At 39.4% G+C, this 231-nt stretch carries 1 pseudogene; it reads left to right on the top strand.

The window, feature by feature from the left end:
- Positions 1-231: pseudogene (locus tag CBI42_RS12115) on the top strand (virulence protein); the annotation flags it as partial.

Below are 231 nucleotides of genomic sequence, written 5' to 3'. Positions count from 1 at the left end.
TGAATGATAAGATTGAAAAACTAGAATTTTTTGTCTCACAGGTATCCCAGTATTTTAGTGATAGTCTAGAAATCCTTGCCTTAGCCATCAAAGGAGCTACGCAACTAAGTAAAATCATTGTCGATAGCGATGGCAACTACTATGCGGACGGTCTGGACATGAACTGGGTGCAGAAGATGAAGGATGTGAAGATTGTTTCGCATGCCAAAAGAGATTTTCAAGACTCAGAAA

The organism is Streptococcus sp. KR (assembly GCF_002238115.1).
GTDB lineage: Bacteria > Bacillota > Bacilli > Lactobacillales > Streptococcaceae > Streptococcus.
The sequence above is the reverse complement of the archived record's forward strand: the minus strand, read 5'-3'. Positions and strand labels throughout refer to the sequence as shown.